We start from the raw sequence: 24,748 nt of genomic DNA, 5'->3' as shown, positions 1-24,748 counted from the left end.
TCAAGGCATGAATTTTTCAGAAGTAATTACAACGCTACAAGCGTGGATTTTTGAAAGCATCGTTCAACCGGCGATGTTTTCATTGGGATTGGGCGAGTTTGTTGAGGACGCATTTGAGGGCGTGGAGTGGTTCATTTTTGGCGTGCTACAGTTGATCGTTTTATTTATTGTATTGCGTCCTCTCGAAGCCTGGATTCCGGCGCAGAAGATTGAAAACCGCTACGCACGCTGGAACGATTTCATTTACACGGCATTACATCGCCTTGGAGCGTTTTCGATTCTGGTTTTTTTCGTGCTTAATCCGGTACTCGACAAGCTGACAGCGATTTTACATTTTGAAGGTGTGAATCCCTTCAACCTCGAGAATATGTGGTCCGGTTTTTTAGTGCATCCCACGTTGCTGTTTCTGGCGTATGTTGTTGTACTCGACTTTTTTGATTACTGGTATCACCGTGCCGAGCATCAGTTCGACTGGTGGTGGGGCTTACATAGCTTGCATCACAGCCAACGCGATATGAACTTGTGGACTGATAACCGCAATCATTTGCTGGACGATTTCTTACGCGATTTGTATATGGGCGTCATCGCCATTGTCATTGGTGTCGAACCGGGACAGTATGTGCTGCTGGTGATGGTTACGCAGATGCTGCAAAGTCTGCAACACGCCAACATCCGCGTGCATTTTGGACGAATAGGAGAATACTTGCTGGTCTCGCCACGTTATCACCGTACCCACCATGCGATAGGGATTGGTCATGAAGCCAAGGGCAAAGGTACCCTAGGGGGACATAATTTTGCGGTATTGTTTCCGGTCTGGGATGTTCTGTTTGGTACGGCACATGTTAGTCAGGAGTTTGTCTCGACAGGTATCCGTGATCAGTTGCCTGAGCCGCTAGGCTGCGCGCGTGAGTATGGGGCCGGATTCTGGTCGCAGCAATGGCTTGGCTTAAAACGTATGGGTGGCATTGATAAGCAGGTCAACAAAGTAAAGGATATCCACGGATGAGTGTCGCAAAAATTGGGGTGTCTTGGGGGCGGGCGATTGCATCTCAGTTGCATATCCGGATGTTGTTATTGACCTTTTTACCGTTCCTTGCAGCGTTATTGCTCTGGAGCGTCGCCATGTGGTTTGGTATGCAAGCCCTGATCGATTTTGTGCAACAATGGTTCAATACGCATAACAGTTTCCAGAGCGCGGGTGAGGTTTTGTCGATGCTCGGGTTATTTGCCTTCAAAGCGATGGTTGCCCCGTTGGTGGCGATGTGGCTGTTGTTACCAATGATGGTATTTACCGCTTTATTGAGTATAGGGCTATTTGCGATGCCCACGATCAGCAGACATGTCGGCGGTCGATATTATCCGTCGCTCGAGCAGCGTCGCGGTGGATCGGTAGTGGGTAGTCTGTGGTTTTCATTGAGCTCGTTTCTGATTTTTGCAGCGATCTGGTTGCTGACGTTGCCTCTGACCTTATTTCCGGTGATCAGTTTGGTATTGCAACCAATATTGTGGGGTTGGCTGACATACCGCGTGATTGTCTACGATGCGCTGTCAATACATGCCGATGTGGAAGAGCGGAAAGCACTGATTAGTCAGCACCGCTGGTCTTTATTGTTTATTGGCACCGTCGCGGGCCTCGTTGGCGCCGCTCCTGGATTAATATGGTTGGGTGGCGTTATCTCGGTCCTATTTTTGCCGTTGATGGCGGGCGTTGCAATCTGGTTATATGTATTGGTTTTTGTGTTTACCGGTTTGTGGTTCCAGCATTATTGTCTGGCTGCGTTAGAACAGCATCGCCAGGATCAGCAGATAACTTAACAACAAGGATAGATGATGGCAATTGGTATTATTATCATTGGCGATGAAATTTTGTCGGGCAAACGCGAAGACAAACATTTGTCAAAATTTATCCAGATCCTGGCTACGCGCGGCTTGCAACTGGATTGGGCAGAATATGTAGGCGATAGCCGTGAACGTATCGTAGCGACGCTACAGCGTAGTTTCGCATCCGGTGATATCGTGTTTTCAACAGGTGGCATCGGCGCGACGCCAGACGATCATACGCGCCAGTGTGCTGCAGAGGCGTTGCAGCTGGAACTGACGCTGCATCCTGAAGCCAAGCGCCTGATCCAGGAGCGCATCACGGATATGGCATCAGAGGCCGGTAAGACAGTAGATCTCACTGCGCCAGATAATCTACATCGCCTGAAAATGGGCGAATTTCCGGTCGGTGCCGACCTGATTCCGAATCCTTTTAATAAGATTCCTGGTTTTGCGATCAGAGAGCATTATTTTGTCCCTGGTTTTCCGGTCATGGCCTGGCCGATGATGGAATGGGTGCTCGATACGCATTATGCCCATTTATTCCATCAAGAAGCACGTGCAGAAAAAGCCGTCATCGTCTATGAGGCCATTGAATCGGTATTAACACCGTTGATGGAGCAATTAGAAGCAGCGTTCCCGCTGATCAAGATATTTAGCCTGCCTAGTGTTGGAACTGAAACACAGCGTCGCCACATCGAACTGGGGGTCAAAGGGGATCCGCAGCAGGTAGAATCTGCCTTCGAAAAAATGTGTGCTGGGTTAGATGCATTGCATTCAGAATACGTACTAATTTCACCAAAATAAATACAATCTCACTGCATGATGCCAGATGAAAAAAATTAAGTTCACGTTATTTTCTTTACGCGATTTGTTAGTTGCATTTGGCCCCATGCTATTGGTACTTTGTATTATTGTGGGTGCCGCTTATTACCTCGTCGATCCGGCACCTGATCGTGTGATTGAACTCTCGGCCGGTCCTGAGAATAGTTCTTACCAGCGATTTGCCAAACTCTATGCGACCGAGTTAGCAAAAAACAAGGTGACGCTGCACATCAATCCCTCGCAGGGATCGCAAGAGAATTTGCAAAAAATCAGTGATCCGGATTCTGCAATCCAGGTCGGCTTTGTTCGTAGTGGTTCAACCGAAACACAAGCCGCAGAAGATAAAGGTCTGGTGTCGCTCGGCAGCCTGTTTTATGAGCCTATTTGGATTTTTTATCGCAGCACAAAAGAGTTCTATACCATTAGCGATCTCAAAGGTAAGCGCGTTAACCTTGGCGCAGAAGGTAATGGCATGCACCGGATTTTTTCGCAGATACTGAATGTCAATAACATGCAGGAATCGGACGTGCAAATTTTGCGTCTGAATGATGTCGATGCTACCAAGGCATTTTTGGGCGACAAGATGGATGTAGTGGTATTGAGCGCCGCCAGTGATTCGCCACTGGTACAACAACTGTTACAGACACCGGGAGTCCGTTTATTTGATTTTGTTCAGGCAGAAGCCTACACGCGTCGTTTTCCTTTTTTGTCGAGTGTTGTACTGCCGCGGGGCATCGTTGATATTGGACTTGATATTCCTTCGCGTGACTACCATTTGATCGCCCCCACCGCGACGCTGGTTGCACATGAAAGCCTACATCCTGCTTTGACGGGTTTGCTGTTGCAGGCGGCGCGTAAAATTCATAGTAAAGCCGACTGGTTTAGTGATCAGGGTGAATTTCCATCCGATAAATATACAGAAATCCCCGTCGCCACCGAGGCTGAAAAGTTTTATAAAAATGGTCCGCCGATGTTGCAACGGTATATGAGCTTTTGGATGGCGAACTTTTTTGATCGCATGTGGGTGGTGCTGATTACCGCTGGCGCGTTGTTGTTGCCATTGTCCAAAGTCATCCCGCCGTTGTATGTGTGGCGTATCCGTTCCAGAATCTATCGTTGGTATGGTCAGTTGCGCATTGTTGAGCAATGGATTGATGAGGCCGATGAGAATTCGCCGTTGCAGCGGCTAGAGAAACAATTGCTGCATCTGGATGATATTGAGGAGAAAGTGAATAACACGAGTTTGCCACTGTCGTATATGGAAGAGTTATATCATTTGCGGAGTCATATTCGTTTTGTGCGGGAGAGGTTGCAGGAGCGGATGAAAGGTGTAGAAGTAGTTTGATTTTTACTTGTCTTTTGTTAAAAGCAAAGTAAGCAAAGTAAGCAAAGTAAGCAAAGTAAGCAAAGTAAGCAAAGTAAGCAAAGTAAGTAAAAGAAAGGCAACCTCAGAGGTTGTCCTGCCGATGCCGCACTGCGTGCCAGCAAAATGTGTGCGTTACACAAAACGGGAAAGTGTTTAAATTCCCTGCGCTCAAACAAAAACACTTTCTGATCCGTTTTCCGTGAAGTACACATTGCTTTGTCTCAATCGGACAAGGCTAACAGCAGCACTAAATCTGCCACGCTGATTTTAATCTCAAACTAAAACTCAAACTCAAACTCAAACTCAAACTCAAACTCAAACTCAAACTCAAACTCAAACTCAAACTCAAACTCAAACTCAAACTTAAACACTAATGCTCAGCGTTGATGCGTATGCGCGCAATGTCACTAATGACTTAATGCTGCAGCAAACAAATCCAACGCCTTGCGCAGTTTGTCATCGTCGAGATGCAACAACTGATCACCTACGTATAACTCAAACATGCTGCTGTTCGGCAGCGCAGTTGCTACTGCGTTGTTGAAGAGCCAGATGCCGTGTTCCTGAGCAATGGCGTTGCGGATGGCAATGGCTTTTTCTGGTGAGACTGGTAAGTGGAGATGTAGCATGTTTGCTTGCGGCTCCGCTGGATTGGTGCGGAACTGGGGGTAGTTACGCAGGATGTCGTAGAGTTGTTGAGTGCGTACAAAATAGGCGGGCATCGCGGCCAAGCGTTGGTCAAACTGCATCGCAACGGAAGCGAGATAAGGGGTGCGACGGAAGATGTTACCACCCAGACGGTGGATCCATACCTGTGCCTTTGCCAGAAATGCCGGTTTTCCCAACAACATCGCACCACCTAAGCCTGCCATCCCTTTGTAAAAAGAGACGTACACCGAATCAAAACCGAGGGCAATCTCTTGCAGGCTTTTACCGTAATAGGCAGCGGCTTCCCATAAGCGTGCGCCGTCCATGTGCAAGTGAATCTGATGCGTGTGGCAGTGGGCTTTTATCGCTTCTAGCTCATCCCATTCGGGTAGCTGACCACCAATTTCCCGCATCGGTAACTCGATCTGCAGCGCAGCGAGAGGTTCAGCTTGTGACGTCAGATCTTTAAGTGTCCATGGACGATGCGGCTGTCCGAGGGTGATCGATTGAAAGTGCTGTAGCGTCTGAAAATTACTGCGTTCATGGATCAGAATGTGTGAGCTCGCATGTAAGCCGACCAGCGGATTGCGGCGCTCTTGGCTTGCCAGTCGCAATGCGGTGGCTTGCGTCATCGTTCCAGTCATGCAGAATAAGCCCGCTTCCATCCCCAGCAGACTGGCGATTTTTTGCTCAAACTCCTGCACCACGGCACCGTCACCATAAGTGTCAAATTCTACGTGATGTTGTTCGCACCAGTACGCCATCAGTGCAAACGTTTCTGCAGGTGTTAGTGCTTTATGGCCTCCTAACAGCGTATGACATGCACTTTTTAATTTTGATAATTCAGCATCGGTCAAGATTTTCTCCTGAAAATAAATCCATCATTAAATTTTAAGTGGCAGTATGCCACGAGTCTCAATTCCTTTTGGAATGTAAGCTAGAATCAAGACTTTCCAGATTTTTGACACTGCCAGACTATGACTATCACGCCGTCTTTTGCTCCTGACTTTATCACGCCTTATGAGAGCGGCAACCGCAATCAGACCACCCAGTGGGAGGATTGCATTCGGTTCTATCAAGAGTTAGCACAAGCGTTTCCTGAGACGCTGCACTTTATAGAAATAGGGCAGTCTGACGCCGGACGTCCACTACACGCGGGCGTGATTACCGCTGATGGTGAATTTGATCGTGTGCGGTTAAAGGCGCAAGGACGACCAGTATTTTTTAATAACAACGGTATTCATCCTGGCGAGCCAGAAGGCGTCGATGGTTGTATGGCGCTGGTGCGGGATTTTTGTCTGCAACCAGAACGTCGTGCTGCATTAGGTAAAACGGTTTTTTTGTTTATTCCGCTGTATAACGTTGATGGTAGTCTGAATCGCCAAACTACTTCACGGGTGAATCAGGATGGACCTGAAAGTTTTGGCTTCCGCGGTAACAGTCTGCATCTGGATCTGAATCGCGATTTTATTAAATGCGACAGCCTTAATGCGCAAGCCTTTAGCCGCTTCTTCAGCGCGTGGAGCCCGGATGTGATGGTAGATACGCACACTTCGAATGGTGCTGACTACCACTACACCATGACGCTAATTCAGACTCAAACGGATAAGCTGGGCTATGGTCTGGGGCCTTTTCTGAAGGAGCAGATGCTGCCAGCAATTTATACCGAGATGGCGACGCGCGGCTGGCCAACCTGTCCGTATGTTAATCCTGTCAAAGATATCCCTGATCACGGTATTGAAGATTTTTTAGAAACACCACGTTTTTCGACCGGTTACGCGACGCTGCATCATACAATCGGCTTTATGCCGGAAACCCACATGCTCAAGCCGTTCGCTGATCGTTATGAATCCATGCGTGCCCTCGTTGAGACCGTGCTGAACTTTACCATTGCCAACGGTACCCAAATCCACGACTTACGTGTTCAGGCACGCGAAGTTGCAAGCAAAAATCAACAAACCGCGGTGCATTGGACAGCTGACCACGCACAGGCATCTACGTTCTTGTTTAAGGGATATCAAGCTGTGTATCATCCGAGCGCTATCGGTAATTACACCCGTCTATCCTATGATCGCAGCCAGCCGTGGGAAAAACCGATTCCGTACTTTAATCATTTTGTTGCTGATATTTCCGTTAAGCAACCAAAAGCGTATCTGGTACCACAGTCGTGGAGAGCAGTGATAGAGCGTTTGCAATGGAATGGTGTGCAAATGCAACAATTAAGTGCCGATCAACTGATGGAAGTGGATACTTACCGCATCACTTCGGTGAAGTCACGTTTGCATCCCTATGAGGGGCATATGTTCCACGACGAAGTCGAGCTGAAACGTCAGCAAGAACACATCGCTGTGCAGGCAGGCGACTATGTGATCACGCTCGATCAGTCGCAGGCTCGTTACATCATTGAAACACTCGAGCCACAAGCGCACGATAGTTTTTTTCGTTGGGGGTTCTTTAATAGCTGCTTGGAGAAAAAAGAAGCATATTCAGATTATGTGTTCGAAGATACAGCGGCTGAAATTTTGCGTGATGAACCTGCTGTACGTGCCGCTTTTGATGCTTGGAAGCAAGAAAATCCTGCGCTTTTAAGCGATCAAAATGCGGTATTGGATTTTATTTTTGCGCATTGTCAACGGTTTGTCGAGCCAGAATGGAATCGCTACCCAGTGTTACGCATAATTTAATTTTAACCACCTTTCATTTTGTTACAATTTTGGTGGAAACATAATAGAATCGTAGGCTGTGTTAATTCTATCAACTAATTTTAAATGGGTCGTGTATGGCAAAGTTATTAGATTATCTGAATCACCTCGATCAAAATGCAGATGCACGTACAGCGCATGCAAAAGATCCTACCCATGCAATGACTAAGTATGGTTTGACGCATGAGGAGCAAGCAACATTTAATTCTGGTGATAAAGTTAAAGTTGCTCATGCGGTAGGTATTAAGCCAGCTGAATTACCAACAATTGAAGTTACGCATTTTTCGACGGAGTAAATTTTTGGCACTTGCCGAAATTTTAAAATCCTTATCAAAAAATAGAGCAAGACTATGTATGGTACTTGCTCTATTTTTTGCGTGTCCGTTACTTGCCTCTGGAAGTGTTTCTGAAACGCGAACAATCAAGCAATTACTGGATGCGACAGCGCTCGCTCTAAAAAAAACACCGGAAGAAAGTAATCAAATTCTTTCTGTACTAGAGACACAAATAAGCAAATTTACTAAAGAAGAAGAAACCAAGTTTTATCTCTTAAAGTCCTCATCTCTTGGATTACAAGGGCGTAACTTGGACCGGATTGCAGTTGTTAATTCTTATTTAAATAAGGTGACTGATCCTAATGTGCGGTCAATGTTCTTATATCAGTTATCTACTGCATATATTGAACTCAATGAGTATGAAAACGCGTTGAAAACGATGAACGAAGGTATTTCTCTTCTTTCGAAATTGTCAGACACAAACGCAAAAATTTCTACACTACAATCTGCTGTTTCTCTTCTGATTTCGTTGCACGCATATGACGAGGCATATGTCTATACAGAGCGTATGCTTGAATTGCGAGGAACGAATGATGATTTGTCTGCGCGTTGCTATGGACTGGCAAATCAAATCGAAATCCATATTCTCCGTGCGCAACACGATACGGCACAACAAAAAATTCCGTCTGCGCTCACGGTTTGCGATAGTAATGGCAGAGCATTTATTTCGTACATCATAAAATCCTTATTTGCGATTGATTTAATCGATAAAGGGGAGTTTTCTCAAGGTGTTAAGTCTATTATTCCTTTGCTCGGCACAGATACAGAATCCTCAAAAGTATCGGAAACAACGGTGCAGTTACAAGAGGCTTTAGGTCGCGGATATCTGAAGCTTGGAAAGTTGTCTGAAGCAGAACATGTTTCTATGAAGGCGTTGCAAAATGCGTCCACTGCCAAGTACAACCAATTGCTTGAGTTGTCCAATGAAACGATGTCAAAAATTAAACAAGCCCAAGGTCAGTATGCTGCGGCACTCGAGTTTGCCAATGCTGCCCTAGTACTTAAAAATAAATTATTGGACGAGCAGCTACAAAAAAATGTCGCCTATCAGCGCGTTAAATTTGACATGCAGGACAAAGCAAATCAGCTCACCTTGCTCGAGCAAAAAAATAAATTACTGTCGTTCGAAAAGCAATTAGAGAAGAAAAATAACGAGATCTTATTGCTCTTGGTTGGTCTGGCGGTCATGTTGTTGCTGGCGTCTGGAATCTGGCTGTCGCGCGTAATACAACAAAAGAATATTTTTAAACGGCACGCACAAACGGATGGACTTACGCAAATTAGTAACCGTAGCCATTTCATCACTGTCAGCGCCAACGCTGTCGCTGATCGGACCTCGGCTGTTAGTCTGATTCTGTTTGATATGGATTTCTTTAAGCGCGTCAACGACAACTTTGGTCATCCTACGGGAGACTGGGTATTGCGTAACGTTTGTCTTGCGGTCAAGGATGTCTTACGCGCTGGTGATACGTTCGGTCGACTGGGAGGCGAAGAGTTTGCGATTTGTATGCCTGCTGCGGATGCCCAAGTTGCGTTGCAGCTCGCAGAACGCTGCCGCCTAGCAATCGCGGCGATTGATACTGAGCCTAGTGGTTTTCGGTTCCCGCTAACAGCGAGTTTCGGGATCGCCACTGTGGATACTCACAGTAGTAGCAGTTTTGAAGTATTGATGGAATGTGCTGACAAAGCACTCTATAAGTCCAAATCTGATGGCCGTAATTGTGTGTCGGTATTTGAATAATTCACTGATCTTTATTTTTACTCTTCACTTCTATCATGACCATGCAACAAGCTGGGCAACTCGTGTGTGTCGGTACGGGAATGCGTATGGCGGGGCAGCTAACGCCAATTTCTAAAAGCTATATAGAATCGTTTGATGTTGTTATTGCTGCCGTTCCTAACATTTTTACGCGACAATGGTTGCAAGAAATCGCCAAACAATATGTCTGCTTGAATGATCACTACCAAGATACAAAAATCGATGGTAAAACACGGCGCGATACCTACCGTAGGATGGCAGACACGATACTCGCGGAGGTCCGTGCAGGTAAGCGGGTTTGTGCGGCGTTTTATGGGCATCCAGGTATCTTTGCATGCATTTCGCACATGGCAATTGCTGATGCGCGTAAAGAAGGATTTGAAGCACACATGGAGCCGGGTATCTCTGCGCTGGATTGTCTGGTTGCTGATCTGGGAATTGACCCCGGAACGCGTGGCATGCAATCAATGGAAGCCACACAGTTCATGATTTATCAGCGGGTGATTGATCCTACAGCGATGTTTATCGTGTGGCAGATTGGTATTGCTGGTGATTTGACGATGAAGCGGTTCGATACGGAGCAAGCCCATTTGCAAATCATTACTGATAAGCTGGCCAACACCTACTCATTGGATCACGAAGTGATTTTGTATGAAGCTGCCACCCATCCGTTAGAGCAGGTTCGTGCTGAGAAAATCCGATTACGTGATGTGCCGCAGGCGGAATTGAAGCAATTTACCACGTTGGTGATTCCGGCAGAGCAGGATCTTAAGGTAGATCAACAGGTGATGGATCAACTCAAGGCGTTAGAGAGGGATCGCGCTATTGGGTACACATCGCCATAAGGAAATCATTTTAGTTGGCTGTTATCACTTGTCCTCAGGTGAGGAGCGACAACAGACATGCCAATATGTACCATGAAAGCGTCAAAACATTTCTGCAAAGAAATTGCTATGATTTATTTCTTTTTAATTTTAAATCTGTGCTTTCTATTTACATCAGTCTTCATTAAAATAAATTACTTAGGGCAATATAATTTATCCAATTGACCCATTGACCCATTGTCGGTTTATCGATTTATCGATCTGTTGAGGAGATACCATGAATAAATTTTTGAAAAGTGCAGTCGTCGGTCTGGCTCTGGTTGGCGGTATTTCTGCTGCTTCCGCTGAGGGTGTTGATACATCCGTTGATGGTATTTTTAATGCCCTGACGACGAGCGCCAACTTGCAGGCAACCGTGGATAGCCTGGTTTCCAGTGGTGCGAACCCACAATCTATCGTTTCTGTCGCTGCTGCGGCTGGTATTCCACTCGATGCCGTGAAGGAATTACAGGTTTGTGTCAATTCTGCTGCCTCTGACGCGACAGTATTGAGCGCTTCTTGCCTGCGTTCACGCAGCGTAGTTACAGCGTATGCTGCAGGTATCAATGATCCTATGAAATTTTTGCCAGCGTCTGCTGCAGGTAAAAAGAATAAGGATGCAGAGAAAACAGAGCTCAAATAAGGTTCACGCCGTCGCTCAGACAGCGTGATACGCAATGGCCTATTGTTTGTATATGCTGTTGAGAAAAAAGCAGCAAACTCGATGAGTATTGCTGTTTTTTTGTTTTTTTTTGTTTTTTTTTGTTTCTTTTGCTTATTTTCTGTTATCCGTATGCTGTAGAAAGCTCACGCAAGAGCGACTAACTCGGTGACTACCGCGGTGACTGATTTATTTCCTCAATGGCTTGAGCAGGTCACGCAAATTGTTATGGTCGATTTCGTACATCAATTCCAGTAATCGCCCGATTTCCCCCTTAGGAAAACCCTCGCGCGCAAACCAGCCCAGATAATGCCCAGGCAGATCGCCGATGAGTTTGTCCTTATATTTTCCGTAAGGCATTTTCAACGTCAGTAATCGCTGTAAGTCATCTGCTTGCATCGTCTTTTCAAACATTGTTATTCATCTTCAAAGTTCTTCTGATTTTTTGCATTTTTTTGAGCCACAGTCGCTGGGTCGTCGTCTGTCGTTTTGTTTGTATCCGTTTTACTAGTGCTCACAGAATTTGGCGTTGGCTCCGCCGATTTGGTGGATTTATCGGCGACGTCTTTTTTATCGGCATCCGGCTCATTAGGATATTTTGTTGCATCCAGATAGCGTTCAACCAGATCAAAAAACTGACCATAGAATTGCCCCGTTGCGATCGTTTCGCTCGCTACTTTGACCAGTGAGTCATCGGTGGTGCCAAACGGTAGCGACACAGAGCCAATGGCACTCACGCCAATGCTAGCCGAAGTGTTGCTTTTTTTGAGTGAGTAGCGATCGCGAATAGCATTTGCGAATACGGTGCTGCTGTTGCTTCCCTTACTGTCTGCGACGCAAACAACATTGAATTCGATTTCTGCATGGGTATCGACATCGTGTTGATATTTGCGACGTCCTTTAATGTTCGTTGGTTTCGAGTCACTGATGACGTAGCCCTGGCTGAGCAATGCGCGTCTCGCAGCTTCGCAGGCAGCGTGTTCGTTGCCAGGGTAGTTACGGGTAAATACACCGGTTTCACCAAATTCTTCATGTTGGAACGCTGCATTCTTGTTGCTAGAGCAGGCACTCAGACCGGATAGGCATAGCGCAAGGGGAATCAATAAAAAGCGACGATACATGTTCTAATCTAAACCAAGTGGTAATAATTAAGCTAAAGCTTCTTTAGCAGCTTCTTCTGGTGTCAGACCATCAAAAAATAAATCGGTGAACCATTCAATTTGTTCTTCAATATGATCCTGCGCTTGGGCCACAGTGGCACCGCCAGCGACCAGAAATCCTTCTACTTCAATACACCATGCGATCAGTGCTTCTGTTTCAGGATCGATGTCGTTTTTCTTTGCCATGGCGTACTTTCGTGTAAATAGGATCTAAAGCGTTATGTTTTGTATTCTTGAAAACTGTGCGTATTCTAACTGGTTGTCAGGTATCGCATTGTTTTCAGTTGTTAAGCTGGTATTGCCTTGTGTTTTCTAACGTCAAAACGTTCGTCAATGTTGTTCCGCTGACAGAGTTCTTGCTTTAAAAACTTCCCGCAAACTGGTAGCGTGTTCCGGGATGCCACATTGTGACGATCGTCGCGATTTTGCCTTGTGAGCGTGTTTTTCTATGCAATACCAGACAAGCTTCTTTCATCGAAATCCTGAGCATCTCCGCCACCTGTCTGGTTGGCATCAATGCTTCAATGCTGTAATCCACACCTTGCAGCGGCGCCACGGCTACCAGATACTCATTTGGTGTCATGCTACTAAAATCCTGAGCTAAATACTCAGGCGTCACGCTCGAGTTGACCCAACGGTCTTCGACCTGAATTGCCATGTCATTTTCAAAATGCACAATTACCGAACGGAATAAGCGATGCCCAGCTTTGACATGAAATTCTTGCGCAAGTTGCTCAGATGCTGGAATTTCTTTAAGTAAATGCAATTCACTACGATGGACATGGCCGCGCAGACGGATTTCGGCAGCGATACTTTTAATCTCAACCAGCGTTGCCTGGTATTTTTGCTGGGCAACGTAGGTCCCTGAGCCTTGTATCCGGTTCAGAATTTGTTCGCTTGTCAGCTCGCGCACAGCACGGTTGACGGTCATGCGTGAGACGCCAAATTGCTCTGCCAGCATCGCTTCGGAAGGAATGGCGTCACCTTCTTTCCATGTGCCTGTCTGGATCTCCTTGAGCAGATAGTCTTTAATGGTCTGGAAGGCAGGGGATTGAGATTGAACTTTTGACACGATTATCCTATTGAATTATCAGCATATTGTCTCACTAAAATTCTTCTTGCAAAAGTTGTATATACAACTTAGAATTTCTTCCAACAAAACGCATTGGACTGTCAATGGCATATTCTGACTGTCGGGCAGTGGGTTTTTGTGTTGAATGCGGTGCAAATCGCGCTATTTGAGCTATGACTGTGAGACTTGGAGAGAGACAAGATGACAACGACGCTTCAAAACGATCCTCGCTGGGATGCCAGCCGTGTAATTCACGCACCGACTGGTGCTGAGAAAGTATGTAAAACTTGGGTTGCTGAGGCGGCCTATCGCATGATTCAGAATAATCTGGATCCGGCGGTCGCTGAAAATCCAAAACATCTGGTGGTGTACGGTGGTATTGGTCGTGCGGCACGCAATTGGGCGTGCTTTGATCAGATCCTAGCGTCACTCAAAGAGTTAAATGAAGATGAAACGCTGTTAATTCAGTCCGGTAAGCCTGTCGGCGTGTTTAAAACCCATGAGGATGCCCCGCGCGTTTTGATCGCCAATTCCAATCTCGTTCCTAAATGGGCGAACTGGGAACATTTTAATGAGCTTGACCGTCAGGGGCTGTTCATGTACGGACAAATGACTGCGGGTAGCTGGATTTACATCGGTACCCAAGGCATTGTGCAAGGCACTTACGAAACCTTTGCAGAAGCAGGGCGTCAACACTTTAACGGTGACTGGGGCGGTCGTTGGATTCTGACGGCTGGTCTTGGCGGTATGGGCGGTGCGCAGCCACTGGCAGCTAGTTTTGCTGGCGCAGTCTCTCTGAATATCGAGTGTCAGCAAAGCAGTATCGATTTCCGCTTGCGGACCCGCTATGTCGATAAACAAGCCAAAGATCTGGATGATGCACTGGCACTGATCAAGCATCATTGTGATCGTAAAGAAGCCGTCTCTATCGCCTTGTTAGGCAATGCTGCTGAGATTTTGCCTGAATTGGTAAGACGCGCAAAAGCAGGCGGTATGAAACCGGATATGGTGACGGACCAGACATCGGCACATGATCTGATTAACGGCTACTTGCCAATCGGCTGGACTGTCGCACAATGGAAAACTGCACAACAGGATGCGAGCCAACATGGCAAACTGACGGCAGACGCAGCACAAGCCTGTGCGGTGCATGTACAAGCGTTGCTAGATTTTCATGCAATGGGCATTCCAACTGTGGATTACGGTAACAACATCCGTCAGGTTGCATTTGATGCAGGCGTGAAGAATGCGTTTGATTTCCCGGGCTTTGTACCGGCGTATATTCGTCCTTTGTTCTGTGATGGCAAAGGGCCGTTCCGCTGGGTGGCATTGTCGGGTGATCCGGAAGATATCCGTAAAACGGATGCCAAAATTAAAGAACTGTTCCCGCAGAATAAAGGCGTGCACAAATGGCTGGATATGGCAGGCGAGCGTATCGCTTTCCAAGGCTTACCAGCGCGGATTTGCTGGTTAGGCTTGGGTGAGCGTCACATTGCCGGTTTGTCGTTTAATGAAATGGTGAAAAACGGTGAATTGAAAGCACCAATCGTCATCGGTCGCGATCACCTCGATACCGGTTCTGTCGCCAGCCCGAATCGTGAAACAGAAGCGATGAAAGATGGCACCGATGCGGTATCTGACTGGCCATTACTCAATGCCTTACTCAACACCGCCGGTGGTGCGAGTTGGGTATCGTTGCACCACGGTGGCGGTGTTGGTATGGGCTACTCGCAGCATTCCGGCATGGTGATCGTTGCTGATGGCAGCGAGGCAGCCGCGAAACGACTGGCGCGGGTATTGGTTAACGATTGTGGTTCCGGTGTCATGCGTCATGCCGACGCAGGTTACGAGCAAGCAGTTGCCTGCGCCAAGCGCGAAGGCTTGAATTTACCAATGATTAAATAAATTTTCAGAAGAACAGCAGGGCATTGGCGATATGAATGATGCTCTGCCGCACTGAATATCGTAAAGATTGAGAGAGCAAGAATGACGACACATTTTGAAATTCATCCGGGCGAGTTTAGCTTGTCCGATCTGCGTGCCATCTGGACCGCACCGCAAGCACTGAAACTGACACCCTCGGCCTACACCGGTATCAACGCATCTGCGGCGACGATTCATCAGATCGTTGCGAAAGGTGATGCCGCATACGGTATCAACACTGGCTTTGGCAAATTGGCAAAAACCCGTATTCCTGATGAGCAATTAGAGCTGTTGCAGCGTAATCTGATTTTGTCGCACTCGGTGGGATCGGGTGAGTTGATTTCAGATGAGATCGTGCGTCTGATTTTGGCAATGAAAATTGCGAGTCTGGCACGTGGCGTGTCTGGAATCCGTGCTTCCGTTATCGATAGCATGATCGCAATGTATAACGCGGGCATTATGCCAACAATTCCGGTCAAAGGATCGGTTGGTGCATCTGGCGATTTGGCGCCGTTATCGCACATGACGCTGGCATTGCTGGGCGAGGGTGATGTTCGCGTGGACGGCAAACTCGTTGCGGCGAAAGACGCTTTAGCGAAAGCAGGTATTACGCCTGTGGTGTTGGCCGCGAAAGAAGGCCTGGCACTGATTAACGGCACACAAGTATCCACCGCGCTGGCACTCAATGGCTTGTTCCTGGCTGAACGCTTACTCGAAGCCGCGACGATTACGGGCGCCTTGTCTGTCGATGCAGCTAAAGGTAGTGATGCACCATTTGATGCACGTATTCACAGCAGCCGTGGCCAACCAGGGCAGATCGCCACGGCGGCGGTTTATCGTGACCTGCTAAAGGGGAGTGAAATTCGCTTGTCGCATTTGGTGAATGATGAACGCGTCCAAGACCCGTATTGCTTACGTTGTCAGCCACAAGTGATGGGCGCGTGTTTGGATATCATCAATAATGCTGCGCGTACTTTATTGATTGAAGCCAATGCGGTGACGGATAACCCCTTGGTGTTTGTTGAAACAGGTGAAGTAATTTCTGGCGGCAACTTCCATGCAGAACCTGTCGCGTTTGCGGCGGATACGTTGGCGCTGGCGATTGCCGAAATCGGCGCCATTTCTGAGCGTCGTATTGCCTTGCTCATTGATGCGTCTATTTCTGGCTTGCCGCCATTCCTGGTGCCGTCGTCTGGTCTGAACTCTGGATTTATGATCGCTCATGTTACTGCAGCGGCATTAGCCTCTGAAAATAAATCACACGCGCATCCTTCCAGCGTTGACTCGATTCCAACGTCAGCGAACCAGGAAGATCACGTCAGTATGGCAACCTTTGGCGCACGTCGCTTGCACGAAATGGCGCACAATACGGCAACGATTGTCGGCATTGAATTGCTGGCTGCGGCGCAAGGGGTGGATTTCCATGCGCCGCTCAAAACGTCTGACATGTTGACACAAGTCCATCAGGCCTTGCGTGCTAAAGTCGCGTTCTACGACAAAGATCGTTTCTTCGCACCGGATATCGAGGCAGCGAAAAATCTGGTCGTTTCTGGTAGCTTAAGTACACAATGCAAGCATCTGTACCAGCATCTGTATTTGGCTTAATTTCGGACTTCATTTTTGACTGAGTGACTATGCGTAAATGGACCCAACAGGATTACCACACCATGCCATGGAAAAATGGCGGTGGCAGTACAACGGAGCTGGCGATTTTTCCGGTGGATGCGCACCTAGAAAATTTCGTCTGGCGCCTGAGTACCGCCGCGGTGAATGCAGATGGTCCGTTTTCGCATTTCTCTCAGATTGATCGCACGTTAGCCATTCTCTCCGGTGAAGGCCTGATTCTGCATACAGATGATGGTGCGCAAGCGCCTCAAGCCAACGTGTCATTAACGCGCTCGGTGGCACCTTATCGCTTTGCTGGCGAATTACCGATCAATGCGGAGCTGATTGCTGATCCCGTACTTGATCTTAATATGATGACCCGACGTGACGTGTGTCAACATCATATGCAGCGATTATCTGCTGGCGACCACTTTGTTTCTGCTGGCGATTCGCAACAGGTATTACTGTATTGCGCACAAGGATCTGCAACGCTGAGTTCTGGCGAGTCTTTAGTACAGGGTGATTTATGTTTGTTTGAAGAGCGACACGAGCACGAGGGGGTTATTGTGGGCTTGTCCGCTGCTGACGATGCGCAGTTGTATCTGATCACGATTCACTTTTTAAACATGGGACAAAGCTGATGCTGCATGTTGACGCCATCTGGAAGAACCTCCACCTTGCGACGATGATCGCTGGATATGGTGAAATACGCGACGCGGCAATAGCGGTCCGCGACGGTAAAATCGCCTGGTTTGGTGTTGCGACTGATTTTCCGGAAACCATGACAGCAGACACGGTTGTCGATGGGCAGGGATGTTGGGTGACCCCGGGTTTAATCGATTGTCATACACATCTGGTCTACGCTGGAAATCGTAGTAATGAGTTTGAAGCACGCTTAAATGGCGTAGCTTATGAAGAAATCGCGCGGCAGGGTGGTGGTATTGTGGCGACGGTGAATGCCACACGTGCTGCCAGTGAAGAGGAGTTGATGCAGGCCTGTCTGCCACGTCTGAAAAATCTACTTGCTGAAGGCGTGACAACCTTAGAAATTAAGTCTGGTTATGGCCTTGATCTGGAAACTGAAGCGCGGATTTTACGGGTAGCACGGCGTATCGATCGCGAATATCCTGTGCGGGTTAAAACTACCTTTCTTGGTGCACATGCCTTACCGCCAGAATACGCGGGACGCGCCGATGACTACATTACGATGGTGTGTGATGTTATGTTACCCGCACTGGTGGCAGAAAATCTGGTCGACGCTGTTGATGTGTTTTGCGAAAAAATCGGCTTTAGTCTATCACAGACAGAGCGGGTGTTTCAGGCTGCACAACGGTTTGGTCTACCTGTCAAACTCCATGCCGAACAATTATCAGATCAGGGCGGCGCAAGTTTAACCGCGAAATACCAGGGATTGTCTGCTGACCATCTTGAATACTTGTCGGAAGATGGTATTGCCGCGATGGCTGCGGCTGGTACGGTCGCCGTATTGCTGCCCGGCGCTTTCTATTTTTTACGCGAAACTAAATATCCACCTTTAGCAGGACTACGGGCGGCAGGCGTCCCCATTGCGTTGGCAACGGATTGTAATCCCGGTACATCGCCGTTAAGCTCGTTGCTATTAACGATGAATATGGCCGCGACCCTGTTCCGCATGACCCCCCTCGAAGCTTTGCAAGGCACAACCTGTCACGCCGCGCGTGCTTTGGGATTGGCTGATGAGGTTGGAACGCTGCAAGTAGGTAAGGCAGCAGATTTTGTTTTGTGGCGTATCGATCGGCCTGCTGACCTCAGTTATCTCATCGGGGGTAATCCTGTGGTTATGAAAGTTGTCGCAGGGAAATGTATGGCATAAAGGGGTTTGTTTTGCATCACTCCGGTGGCTTAGTTTTATATTTGTAATTCACATTTGTTCACCCTGCCTTGGCAGGGTTTGCCGTTTTTATATACTTTGCAGTCGTATAATGTTGGTAAGAATGAATATCAATAAGCTCTGAGGTATACCGTGACAGCCACCACTCCACCAACTCCACCTAGTACCGTAACATCGTTTTGGCATCGCTGGAATGTTGCACGTTACGTTGGCTTCTTGCTGATGTTGATCTTGGTGATGGCCTTAGTCAGTTGGGCGTTTTTGCCTGGTTACGTCAAACGAGTGGCAACTGAACAAGTGCAGCAGCAGATTGGACGTAAGTTAGAGATCGATCGCATTAGTTTCTCGCCGTTTCAGTTGGCACTCACGCTAGATGGCGTTCGCTTGTATGAGGCGGATAAGAAAGCATTGGCGTTGGGAGTGAAAGAGCTGGTAGTCAGTGTTTCTCTGAGTTCAATATTTCATCAAGCGCTGGTATTAAACGAGTTGCAGCTGATGGCCGCTGACTTGCATCTGGTACGATTGAGTTCTGATGGTAAGGGTGTCTATAATTTCAGCGACATCCTCGATAAAATAGATGCCATGCCAAAGAGCGATACACCATTTCGGTTCGCGATGGCAAATATCCAGTTAAAAGACAGTGCAATCAGTTTTGATGACCAAGTAAAAGCGAAGCTGTTTAAAATCACTGATTTACAAGTTGGCGTACCGTTTATTTCTAACTTTCCGAAAACCTTGGATAGTTTTATTGACCCTAAGCTATCCGGGCGCGTAAATGGTGCAGGTTTTGCTCTCAATGCGCGCTCAAAACCGTTTGTTAAAAGCCTTGATACCTCATTAGCACTCGATGTCGAGCAACTCGATCTTGCGCAATATGTTGCCTATTTACCGGTTGCTTTGCCAGTTCAGATTGCACATGCCACGCTGAGTACAAAACTTGATCTACGTTTTAAACGTGAGCCGGATGCACAGATATTATTGAGTGGCGGCATTCATTTGCAGAATGTCGATGTGAAAGATGGACGCGCTGCTAATTTATTAAAATTTTCTGATCTGGATGTGCAGATCAAGCAAATCAATCTCCTGACCGCGGCAGCTGAAGTCACGCAGCTACGACTGAATAACCCGCAGGTATGGGTAGATTTTTCAAAAAATAATGGTGTTAACTGGACTAACTTAAGCACGCCTGCACCTCAGAAAAATGGGCAGAATAAGCTCGTAAAGACAACGCTAGAAAATAATCCTGCACCCGCAAAGGTGAGCACGTATCCTTTGATTACGATTACTTCGCTTGACGTTCAGCAAGGTGCGATTCACATCTCTGATGCCGTACATGCGCAGCCAGAGCAAACCATAGAGTTACAACATCTGGCTTTGCAAGCGCATCACCTCAGCAGTGCTAAAGATGCGCCGGCGGCGCCAGTGATATTGAGCCTCGCAACCAGCGATGATGAGAACATTCATTTTGAAGGTGACTTGCAGGCATTGACTGGCACAGTACAGGGCAAGCTGGAATTGAAAGACATCGATTTATCGCATTACCAAAATTTTGTCTCCCCATTTTTACATGCGCGTCTTGGTGGAAAACTGAATGCGAGCTCGCATTTACAAGTAAGCCCTGCACAGGTGCAATTCACGGAGTTGAGTGCCAATCTTGAACATGCAAACGTACAAGGTAAGCCAGAAGAGGGGAGTTTTAGTTTTGAATCGCTGATGCTCGATAAGGCCGAGTTAGATACCGGTAGCCATACAGTGACATTACCTACAGTGACGCTGCAAGGCGTCAAAGCTGATATCAGACGTGATAAGCAAGCAAGTCTCGGCGTACAGCACTGGTTAGCAAATGATGCGCACCCTGCAAAAAACGTGACGACATCGCGAACTACAGACAAAGCCTACGACTGGAAAATTGCACTCGGTCAATTTGATCTCAAGGACAGCGAAGTCGTATTTGGTGATGCGTCAGTGACACCAGTCGTGAAGCTCAATGTCAATGGAATTAACCTTAGCCTGACACAATTCAATAGTGATTTGTCGCAGCCGTTTAAGGTCAGCCTGAAGTCACACGTTAACCGTAAGGGGCAATTGAATTTTACGGCGCAGGCCGCACCACAATTAAAACAAATTGGTGCCATGATCGATGCACAGAGTTTACCTGTCGCGTCTCTGTATCCATATTTTTCACAGTTGCTCAATGTTGAAATTACAAAAGGATCTGCCAGTGCTAAAGGTAAACTTGATATCACCAATGTGTTGCAAGATCAGCGTCAGATTGCGTACAACGGTAGTGTCAGTTTTAATGATTTCAAAATTTATGAAAATGGCAGTAATGAAGATTTTTTGGAGTGGAAAGCAATTAGCCTCGATGGCATCAACACCACAATTGGTGGTGCGCAAGATGCGTTTAATTTGAAAAAATTGACACTGAATGATTTTTTTGCGCGACTCGTTTTGTCGGATAACGCACAACTGAATCTGCAGAATATCCTGGTGAGCAAGACAGCACCTCATGCCGATGAAAATGGTGCCGCTAATGCCGCTGCCACCACGATGACAGAAAAAGCAGTCGCAACCGATGCATCCGGAAAGACAACGACAAGCAATGTGTCATCACAGGTAGCACCGCTTGCTGCGTCTGACACGGCCAAGCCTGCGAAGTCAGACAAGTCAAATAAACCGATGATTATTCGCATTGCACAGACCGAACTGCGTAGTGGTAATGTGAATTTCGCAGATAACTTCATTAAGCCGAACTATCACGCTAATTTAACGAACATCAGCGGTACCATTGGCTTGCTTGCTTCCGACAATCCACAACCTGCAAATGTAGAGCTGCATGGTAATGTTGATAATGATGCACCATTATTGATTTCTGGCGCAATTAATCCCTTGACGTCGCCCTTATTTTTAGACATTACAGGCAGCGCAAATGGCTTAGAGTTGACCCGTTTGACGCCTTACGCCGCTAAATATGCTGGGTACCCAATCGAAAAAGGCAAGCTTTCTATGCAAGTCAGCTACCGTGTCGAAAATCAGAGCTTGAAAGCCGATAATTCAATCACGCTCGATCAGTTGACTTTTGGTGAGCACGTCGATGGTCCAAATGTAACCAAGTTACCCGTAATGCTGGCTGTAGCCTTGTTAAGAGATAATCAGGGGCGTATATCGATTAATCTACCCGTTGCAGGTTCCTTGAGTGATCCACAATTTTCAGTAGGTGGCATCATTTTCAAGGTCTTTGTGAACCTGATTACCAAAGCGGTGACGTCACCCTTTGCGCTACTTGGTTCAATGTTTGGTGGCGGCGAGCAATTAGCGTATGTTGAGTTTAATCCTGGCTTGGCGGTCTTACCGATTGGTGCAACGGATCAGTTAGATACGCTGGCAAAAGCGTTGAATAATCGCTCAAGCCTCAAACTCGATATTGTTGGTCGCGTTGACCCTGAAAGCGATAGCGATGGCGTTCGTAAGAAAGTCTTGGAAATCAAGTTGCGTGAAGCTAAATGGCGTGAACTGCATCAAAAGGATAGAAGTATCAAAGCGGCGGACGTTGAATTGACACAAGAAGAGCGAATTAAATATGTACAAATCGTCTATCAGTCGGAAAAATTCAACAAGCCAAAAAATGTAATCGGCATGGCAAAGACCTTGCCGACGGTGGAAGCCGAAGCGTTGATTTTGAAAAATTTGCCCGTCTCCGCCGACGATCTGCGCGCGTTAGCACAACAGCGTGAAGATGTTGTGAGAGACTATCTTGAAAACACCGGAAAAGTTGATCGAGATCGTTTGTTTTTAATTGCGCCAAAGCTTGATAGTAGTGGCATCAAAGATCAAGGGAAACCCAATCGTGTTGATTTTTCATTGAAATAATTGTCATAGACATTGCGCCATTAATGAACGAAGACTAATGCGTTTTTTATTTCAAGCAATTGCATGATCATTCATGCAAAAGAAGTTGCTATTCTTCGTTTGTTTTTTGTTACTGGGTTGTAATTGATGTTGTTTTGGGATGCGTCTTGATTTATCCTGAACAAATCGAGTTGGGATTTTACGTTTGGGGAGAAACAATGACATCAGCAAATTTGGCCAATATTTTGTATGTTGAGGATGATCCAGATATTCAAACGGTGGCGCAGATTGCTTTAGAGATTGTTGGTGGATTTGCTTTAAAAACATGTAGCTCTGGTGCACAGGCTTTAGCTGAAATACATAGCGGATTCGTGCCTGACTTATTGCTGCTTGATGTCATGATGCCAAATATGGATGGGCCAACCACATTGGCAGAATTACGAAAATTACCAACAACAGCAGCGACACCTGTGGTGTTTATGACTGCAAAAGTGCAGTCTTCTGAGTTGGATTTTTACAAATCTTTGGGGGCGATTGGAGTGATCGCCAAACCATTTGATCCTATGGAGTTATCAACTCAGGTGTTGAAGCTTTGGCAGGAAAGGGTATAGATGACTGAGAAAAATGACAGTTTACAAGAAAAATTACGTGCATTAGAAGCTGTTTTTTTACAGAAGCTACCATCGAAATTCGATGAGATTATTGAGGCGCTCAACGCTCTTCTGAGTGCGCCTTCAAATAAAGAAGCATTAAGCGTTCTGCATAGGCATCTTCATACTATGGCGGGATCTGCAGGTACCTTCGGATTTGTAGAGCTTGGCGAGCAAGCGCGTGTCTTCGAGTCTAAACTGAAGCCTTGGTTGGTATCTGACTGCCCCCCAGAAAATGAATTAAAGACTTTTGCTGACGAGTTACGTGATTATTTCACTTCCACACGTGGTCGCTTGGCAAAGATGGCCACGCATGAGGCTGAAGAGCCTGAAGATGATCACGAGGTAAAGGAAGTTAATCATCCGTCTAGTTTGATTTATCTGGTCGATGAAGATAATACGCAGCAACAGGCTATTACAACGCAGTTAGAGCACTTTGGCTATGAAGTGACGCGCATACCGCAATTAAAAGACCTCGCCGTTGCTGTGGCTAAGCGCAGACCAGACGTTATTGTTATTGAGTTGAGTTTTCCCGAGGGAAAAATTGCAGGTGTCGATGAAATAAAAAAAATTGAACAGCTGCAACGATTACGCATTCCCACTATTTTCGTGTCGAAATCAAGCAGTTTTGAATCACGGTTGTTAGCCGTGCGCGCGAAAGGCGACGGTTACTTTACCAAGCCATTGGACGTCGTCGCACTTACTGAGCGCATTGATAACATTTTGCAGCGTGGTGAGTATAAAGGCTACCGTATTTTGATCGTCGACGATGATACTGTGACTTCTAAATTCTACGGCGCTATCTTGCGTGATGCTGGGATGAATGTACGCTTACTGAGTGATCCATCACAGGTGTTATCAGTGATGACCGATTTTCGTCCCGAGCTCTTGTTGCTCGACGTTTATATGCCAATTTGTAGCGGTGTTGAGTTATCACATTTGATACGTCAAGATAACTCTTACGTCGACGTACCGATCGTGTTTTTGTCGAGCGAAGCAGATCTGTCAAAACAACTCGATGCTGTGCGCGCTGGTGCGGATGATTTCATTACTAAGCCTGTTTCACCGGAATATCTGATTTCATCATTGTCTACCAGAGCCGAACGCTATCGTTCGTTGCGGGCTCTGATTATGCGTGATGGTTTAACCGGCTTATATAACCACACGGCGATCAAAGAGCAACTGTCGTCTGAGATGTTGCAGGCAGGTCGGAACGGCGCGCACCTGGCGCTAGCGATGATTGATCTGGATAACTTTAAACAGATTAACGATAATTATGGCCATGCCACCGGCGATCAGGTATTGCGTACGCTCGCTCGCCTGTTGCGCCAGCGTTTGCGCCGGAGTGATATTGTTGGTCGCTATGGTGGTGAAGAATTCGCGATTATTTTCCCTGATACGACGGCCACAACCGCACGCAGAGTTCTTGATCAGGTGCGTATCGCATTTGCTAAAATTCGTCAGCATTCGGATGAAGTCGAGTTCTCAGTGACATTTTCGGGCGGTGTTGCTGATCTTGAGGCGACGACTGACGCGGATGAATTATTCGAAGTGGCTGATGCGGCGATGTATGTATCCAAACAAAGCGGTAGAAACCGTATTACGCTGGCTTAACTATGTGACAGACAATACTGTTAAGACAGTG

21 protein-coding genes are annotated in these 24,748 nt (G+C 46.9%); 16 read left to right on the top strand and 5 right to left on the bottom strand.

What is annotated here, in order from left to right; all coding sequences use genetic code 11:
- The first annotated feature begins 7 nt into the window (after positions 1–7).
- From ACO0KV_RS03045 to ACO0KV_RS03030, 4 genes are read left to right on the top strand one after another with little or no spacing between them, the layout of a single operon-like run.
- On the top strand, positions 8–1,006 hold the full coding sequence (locus ACO0KV_RS03045; protein WP_423039737.1) for a sterol desaturase family protein: 999 nt from the start codon (positions 8–10) through the stop codon (positions 1,004–1,006).
- Positions 1,003–1,815, top strand: coding sequence for an EI24 domain-containing protein (locus ACO0KV_RS03040; RefSeq protein ID WP_423039735.1), 813 nt, complete (start codon positions 1,003–1,005; stop codon positions 1,813–1,815). Before ACO0KV_RS03045 ends, ACO0KV_RS03040 begins: the two co-directional genes overlap by 4 nt.
- Positions 1,816–1,830: 15 nt before the next feature.
- A complete protein-coding gene (locus ACO0KV_RS03035; protein ID WP_423039733.1) occupies positions 1,831–2,625 on the top strand; it encodes a competence/damage-inducible protein A in 795 nt (264 codons plus the stop codon).
- 25 nt (positions 2,626–2,650) lie between these two features.
- A complete protein-coding gene (locus ACO0KV_RS03030) occupies positions 2,651–3,988 on the top strand; it encodes a TAXI family TRAP transporter solute-binding subunit (protein WP_423039731.1) in 1,338 nt (445 codons plus the stop codon).
- 428 nt (positions 3,989–4,416) lie between these two features.
- Here the strand turns inward: ACO0KV_RS03030 and ACO0KV_RS03025 are convergent, their stop codons facing one another.
- The gene (locus ACO0KV_RS03025) at positions 4,417–5,511 is read right to left on the bottom strand and encodes a threonine aldolase family protein (RefSeq protein ID WP_423039729.1); all 1,095 of its coding nucleotides are present in this window, start codon (positions 5,509–5,511) and stop codon (positions 4,417–4,419) included.
- Between the two features lie 120 nt (positions 5,512–5,631).
- On the opposite strand from ACO0KV_RS03025, the gene ACO0KV_RS03020 reads away from it, so the two are divergent.
- The 5 genes from ACO0KV_RS03020 (at position 5,632) to ACO0KV_RS03000 (ending at position 10,956) form a co-directional block, all read left to right on the top strand.
- On the top strand, positions 5,632–7,338 hold the full coding sequence (locus tag ACO0KV_RS03020) for a M14 family zinc carboxypeptidase (protein WP_423039727.1): 1,707 nt from the start codon (positions 5,632–5,634) through the stop codon (positions 7,336–7,338).
- Positions 7,339–7,433: 95 nt separating this feature from the next.
- Positions 7,434–7,652, top strand: coding sequence for a hypothetical protein (locus ACO0KV_RS03015; RefSeq protein ID WP_423039725.1), 219 nt, complete (start codon positions 7,434–7,436; stop codon positions 7,650–7,652).
- 58 nt (positions 7,653–7,710) lie between these two features.
- Positions 7,711–9,432 (top strand): diguanylate cyclase, encoded by a 1,722-nt coding sequence (locus tag ACO0KV_RS03010; RefSeq protein WP_423039723.1) that lies wholly within the window; start codon positions 7,711–7,713, stop codon positions 9,430–9,432.
- Positions 9,433–9,467: 35 nt separating this feature from the next.
- The gene (locus tag ACO0KV_RS03005) at positions 9,468–10,295 is read left to right on the top strand and encodes an SAM-dependent methyltransferase (RefSeq protein ID WP_423039721.1); all 828 of its coding nucleotides are present in this window, start codon (positions 9,468–9,470) and stop codon (positions 10,293–10,295) included.
- 256 nt (positions 10,296–10,551) lie between these two features.
- Positions 10,552–10,956: a hypothetical protein gene (locus ACO0KV_RS03000; RefSeq protein WP_423039719.1), complete on the top strand. Its 405-nt coding sequence runs from the start codon at positions 10,552–10,554 to the stop codon at positions 10,954–10,956.
- 207 nt (positions 10,957–11,163) lie between these two features.
- On the opposite strand, the gene ACO0KV_RS02995 is transcribed toward ACO0KV_RS03000, so the two are convergent.
- The 4 genes from ACO0KV_RS02995 to hutC all read right to left on the bottom strand — a co-directional run bounded on the left by ACO0KV_RS02995 (position 11,164) and on the right by hutC (position 13,209).
- On the bottom strand, positions 11,164–11,373 hold the full coding sequence (locus ACO0KV_RS02995; RefSeq protein WP_423039835.1) for a DUF3820 family protein: 210 nt from the start codon (positions 11,371–11,373) through the stop codon (positions 11,164–11,166).
- A 17-nt stretch (positions 11,374–11,390) separates the two neighbouring features.
- Positions 11,391–12,095 (bottom strand): DUF2242 domain-containing protein, encoded by a 705-nt coding sequence (locus ACO0KV_RS02990; RefSeq protein ID WP_423039717.1) that lies wholly within the window; start codon positions 12,093–12,095, stop codon positions 11,391–11,393.
- Between the two features lie 27 nt (positions 12,096–12,122).
- Positions 12,123–12,320, bottom strand: coding sequence for a hypothetical protein (locus tag ACO0KV_RS02985; protein ID WP_422991286.1), 198 nt, complete (start codon positions 12,318–12,320; stop codon positions 12,123–12,125).
- Between the two features lie 175 nt (positions 12,321–12,495).
- Positions 12,496–13,209 (bottom strand): histidine utilization repressor, encoded by a 714-nt coding sequence (hutC, locus tag ACO0KV_RS02980; protein ID WP_423039833.1) that lies wholly within the window; start codon positions 13,207–13,209, stop codon positions 12,496–12,498.
- 198 nt (positions 13,210–13,407) lie between these two features.
- Here hutC and hutU point away from each other — a divergent pair, with 198 nt between their 5' ends.
- The 7 genes from hutU to ACO0KV_RS02945 all read left to right on the top strand — a co-directional run bounded on the left by hutU (position 13,408) and on the right by ACO0KV_RS02945 (position 24,717).
- Positions 13,408–15,111 (top strand): urocanate hydratase, encoded by a 1,704-nt coding sequence (gene hutU, locus ACO0KV_RS02975; protein ID WP_423039715.1) that lies wholly within the window; start codon positions 13,408–13,410, stop codon positions 15,109–15,111.
- 81 nt (positions 15,112–15,192) lie between these two features.
- Positions 15,193–16,734: a histidine ammonia-lyase gene (gene hutH, locus ACO0KV_RS02970; RefSeq protein WP_423039713.1), complete on the top strand. Its 1,542-nt coding sequence runs from the start codon at positions 15,193–15,195 to the stop codon at positions 16,732–16,734.
- A gap of 29 nt (positions 16,735–16,763) precedes the next feature.
- A complete protein-coding gene (locus ACO0KV_RS02965) occupies positions 16,764–17,375 on the top strand; it encodes a HutD family protein (protein WP_423039711.1) in 612 nt (203 codons plus the stop codon).
- Positions 17,375–18,586 carry an imidazolonepropionase gene (hutI, locus tag ACO0KV_RS02960; RefSeq protein ID WP_423039709.1) on the top strand — a complete coding sequence of 404 codons (1,212 nt, stop codon included), beginning with the start codon at positions 17,375–17,377 and terminating at the stop codon, positions 18,584–18,586. Before ACO0KV_RS02965 ends, hutI begins: the two co-directional genes overlap by 1 nt.
- Before the next feature lie 150 nt (positions 18,587–18,736).
- On the top strand, positions 18,737–22,474 hold the full coding sequence (locus ACO0KV_RS02955; RefSeq protein ID WP_423039707.1) for a DUF748 domain-containing protein: 3,738 nt from the start codon (positions 18,737–18,739) through the stop codon (positions 22,472–22,474).
- A 146-nt stretch (positions 22,475–22,620) separates the two neighbouring features.
- Entirely contained in the window at positions 22,621–23,064 is a 444-nt protein-coding gene (locus ACO0KV_RS02950) for a response regulator (RefSeq protein ID WP_423039705.1), read from the top strand.
- Positions 23,065–24,717: a diguanylate cyclase gene (locus tag ACO0KV_RS02945; protein WP_423039703.1), complete on the top strand. Its 1,653-nt coding sequence runs from the start codon at positions 23,065–23,067 to the stop codon at positions 24,715–24,717.
- The last annotated feature ends 31 nt before the right edge of the window (positions 24,718–24,748 follow it).

This window comes from Undibacterium sp. RuRC25W (assembly GCF_049339825.1).
In the GTDB taxonomy this organism is placed as follows: Bacteria; Pseudomonadota; Gammaproteobacteria; order Burkholderiales; family Burkholderiaceae_D; genus Undibacterium.
The sequence above is the reverse complement of the archived record's forward strand: the minus strand, read 5'-3'. Positions and strand labels throughout refer to the sequence as shown.

Coding starts and splice junctions, on each gene's coding strand:
- ACO0KV_RS03045 (WP_423039737.1), top strand. CDS start 8: ATGAATTTTTCAGAAGTAATTACAACGCTACAAGCGTGGATTTTTGAA.
- ACO0KV_RS03040 (WP_423039735.1), top strand. CDS start 1,003: ATGAGTGTCGCAAAAATTGGGGTGTCTTGGGGGCGGGCGATTGCATCT.
- ACO0KV_RS03035 (WP_423039733.1), top strand. CDS start 1,831: ATGGCAATTGGTATTATTATCATTGGCGATGAAATTTTGTCGGGCAAA.
- ACO0KV_RS03030 (WP_423039731.1), top strand. CDS start 2,651: ATGAAAAAAATTAAGTTCACGTTATTTTCTTTACGCGATTTGTTAGTT.
- ACO0KV_RS03020 (WP_423039727.1), top strand. CDS start 5,632: ATGACTATCACGCCGTCTTTTGCTCCTGACTTTATCACGCCTTATGAG.
- ACO0KV_RS03015 (WP_423039725.1), top strand. CDS start 7,434: ATGGCAAAGTTATTAGATTATCTGAATCACCTCGATCAAAATGCAGAT.
- ACO0KV_RS03010 (WP_423039723.1), top strand. CDS start 7,711: ATGGTACTTGCTCTATTTTTTGCGTGTCCGTTACTTGCCTCTGGAAGT.
- ACO0KV_RS03005 (WP_423039721.1), top strand. CDS start 9,468: ATGACCATGCAACAAGCTGGGCAACTCGTGTGTGTCGGTACGGGAATG.
- ACO0KV_RS03000 (WP_423039719.1), top strand. CDS start 10,552: ATGAATAAATTTTTGAAAAGTGCAGTCGTCGGTCTGGCTCTGGTTGGC.
- ACO0KV_RS02995 (WP_423039835.1), bottom strand. CDS start 11,373: ATGCAAGCAGATGACTTACAGCGATTACTGACGTTGAAAATGCCTTAC.
- ACO0KV_RS02990 (WP_423039717.1), bottom strand. CDS start 12,095: ATGTATCGTCGCTTTTTATTGATTCCCCTTGCGCTATGCCTATCCGGT.
- ACO0KV_RS02985 (WP_422991286.1), bottom strand. CDS start 12,320: ATGGCAAAGAAAAACGACATCGATCCTGAAACAGAAGCACTGATCGCA.
- hutU (WP_423039715.1), top strand. CDS start 13,408: ATGACAACGACGCTTCAAAACGATCCTCGCTGGGATGCCAGCCGTGTA.
- hutH (WP_423039713.1), top strand. CDS start 15,193: ATGACGACACATTTTGAAATTCATCCGGGCGAGTTTAGCTTGTCCGAT.
- ACO0KV_RS02965 (WP_423039711.1), top strand. CDS start 16,764: ATGCGTAAATGGACCCAACAGGATTACCACACCATGCCATGGAAAAAT.
- hutI (WP_423039709.1), top strand. CDS start 17,375: ATGCTGCATGTTGACGCCATCTGGAAGAACCTCCACCTTGCGACGATG.
- ACO0KV_RS02945 (WP_423039703.1), top strand. CDS start 23,065: ATGACTGAGAAAAATGACAGTTTACAAGAAAAATTACGTGCATTAGAA.